General features: G+C 57.6%; 1 protein-coding gene. It reads left to right on the forward strand.

The annotated features are described in order from the left end of the window. The first annotated feature begins 609 nt into the window (after window positions 1-609). On the forward strand, window positions 610-1,725 hold the full coding sequence (locus O7A61_RS31845) for a threonine aldolase family protein (RefSeq protein ID WP_337133119.1): 1,116 nt from the start codon (window positions 610-612) through the stop codon (window positions 1,723-1,725). The last annotated feature ends 891 nt before the right edge of the window (window positions 1,726-2,616 follow it).

Here is a 2,616-nt window from a genome sequence, read left to right on the forward strand (position 1 = left end):
CTGGATGGAGGCCAACCGATACATCAATATGGATGACCTGCGCGAGCACAAGAAGCTCGCTCTACGCCAAGCCGCATGACCAGCACCATGGCCGCCCAATTTTGCAGAACTTGACGCACACAACCCCGCAAGGGTGATGCAAATGGTTCGTGGGACGGGTGAGAGACCCGAACCTTGCAGCCTCAGCCTTCAGAGGTCGCCAAATAGATTGAGACGTCTTGCACTCCTGAACCTATCATGCGGGGACCCAGCGCCGACTGTGAAACGAAGGGGAGACCGGTATTGTCAGACTGTTTCAAGACGAAGGCGGATCAGCCGCGACCGTCATTGCTTTGCGGGCGAGCTCCAGGCTGTCGCCACGTCTCGCGGTCCCAAGGTGTCTCGACGATATTGTAGCGTATGCTAACAAATCGTATACATAACGAATGCACCGGCACGATTGGGGCGGAGCTATTGCCGTTGCCCGACATTGGAGCATGGGGTAAATTAATCCTGCATTTCCGGGAAAAATACGCTGTTTCCCCGAGGCCTCCTGTCGCACTTTATTTACGCGGCCTCTTGACGTCACGCCGGCTCGGTCGCTAATGCATACTGAAATGGCCACTGGAGTTGGCCTCAGCCGCCCATCTGTGGTATGTGCACCGGATGCTTGCAACGGGAGGATTTACAATAACAACCTATCACTTCGCTTCGGACAACGGCGCGCCGGTCTGCGAACAGGTGATGAACGCATTATTGGACTGCAATCGAGGCGTCGAAACAGCTTACGGCGCAGATCAGTTCACCGCGACCTTGGCACAAACTTACTCGAAGTTTTTTGAGCGGCAAACCTTTGTCTTTCCGGTGCCCACAGGCACCGCGGGCAATGGCCTCGCTCTCGGCGCGGTCACGCCGCCCTACGGTACGATCTTTTGCCACGAGGGCGCGCATATAGTGACCACCGAAGCTGGCGCGCCCGAATTTTATAGCGGTGGTAGCCGCATGACTTTGCTGCCCGGCGAGCACCAAAAGATATCGGTTGCCACATTAGAGGACGGTCTACAACGGCACGGTATCGGCAATGTGCACCAGATGGCAGTCAGCGCGCTCAGCCTCACTCAAGCGACAGAGGCGGGAGTAGTCTATAAACTGGACGAGATACGAGCACTGAGTGCCATAGCGCACAGCGCAGGAATGAAAGTCCATCTTGATGGCGCACGTTTGGCGAACGCCATGGTTCATTTGGACGCAACGCCGGCCGAAATAACCTGGAAGGCCGGTGTGGACATTCTTACGTTCGGCACTACTAAGAACGGGACCATGAACGCCGAAGCGGTGATTACCTTCGACCCGGAAGTAGCAAAAGTTTTGAGCTTCATGCACAAACGTGCAGGCCACTTGTACTCAAAGATGCGCTATATATCTGTGCAGTTGTTGAGCTATCTGGAGGATGACCTTTGGCGCCGAAATGCTCTTGAAGCGAATCAGAACGCCGCAAGAATAGCAAATGCTTTAAGACAGTGTTCGAATGTTGATCTGGTTCATCCAGTGCACATCAATGAGGTATTTGCTATCCTGCCGCCGCGGCTTCTGGAAGCTCTCCGGGATAAGAATATTCAATTACGATCGTGGAGCTTTCGGGATAAACGCCAGGGCCAGCGTATGGTGATGTCCTACTGCGACAGCGCTGAGGAAATTCAGCGATTTGAAGAGGTCTGTCGCGAGGCCGCAACTTCCGAGAGTTAGATTCAAGACGGGTCCACCGTTTTTTCTGCGGAGCCCCGGATCGCGGCAAGCGTCGCCGGCACCTGAGCGGGCTGGCAGCGGCCCGGGTCCCGCCATCCTTCCCACTGCCACTCGACTCTTGGTCGTGCCAGGCGGTTCCAATCCGCTTGGCACAGGCCGCAACGGCAAGGGCTGCATGACGCGATCGCGACCCTACTGCCGATTAACGAGAGAACGGCGGCATATATGCAGAGGCGCGGATGAATGGCTCGTTACCAACGGCCGCGTATCTTTACGAGCGCGTCCGACGAGTGATCCCGCCAATCAATGGCCGGCTTTCGCCGATGACATCGACGTAATCCTGGCGCTCAAGCGCGAGCGCAACGCCGTCCGATAGGCTGCTTCTTTCGTATTCCGAGCATTGATTGCCGCACAGCCGAGCAACACATCAGGATGCCGCCCTGGGATCCTGGTTTTCAAGCAGGGGCCGCATCCTCTCGGTTGTCGTCGTCCCAATGCGCCTCGACGCAGACGGCCGGCGCGTTACAACACCTCAGAGGTCGAGCCGATCTGGACAGAGTTCCCCGTGCACGCTGACCCGCGGCGGGCCGAGAGTCGTCAAGCTCGCCATCTCTCATGCGCACCAAGGCCTCGAGGCGGTTGGTCGCGGTTGGTCACTGCCGTCTGGCAGCGCCGACATGGTGGAGGCCGCACGATCAATAGGCTGCGTCGCGGCCACGCTGGAACGAGGTCGAGCACGAAATGCTCGCTTTTACTACCCAGCTGCGGCGCGCTGATCAGGCCTGCCACGGCGGAGCTGAAACAGCACGGCGGCTCGCTCAGCTCGCACGTTGCAGCAGCGGCGCGTAATCGCAGGTTACGCACCAGCGCCACTCTTATATCGTTGTTTAG

Source organism: Mesorhizobium sp. Cs1321R2N1, from assembly GCF_037179725.1.
Lineage (GTDB): Bacteria > Pseudomonadota > Alphaproteobacteria > Rhizobiales > Rhizobiaceae > Mesorhizobium > Mesorhizobium salmacidum.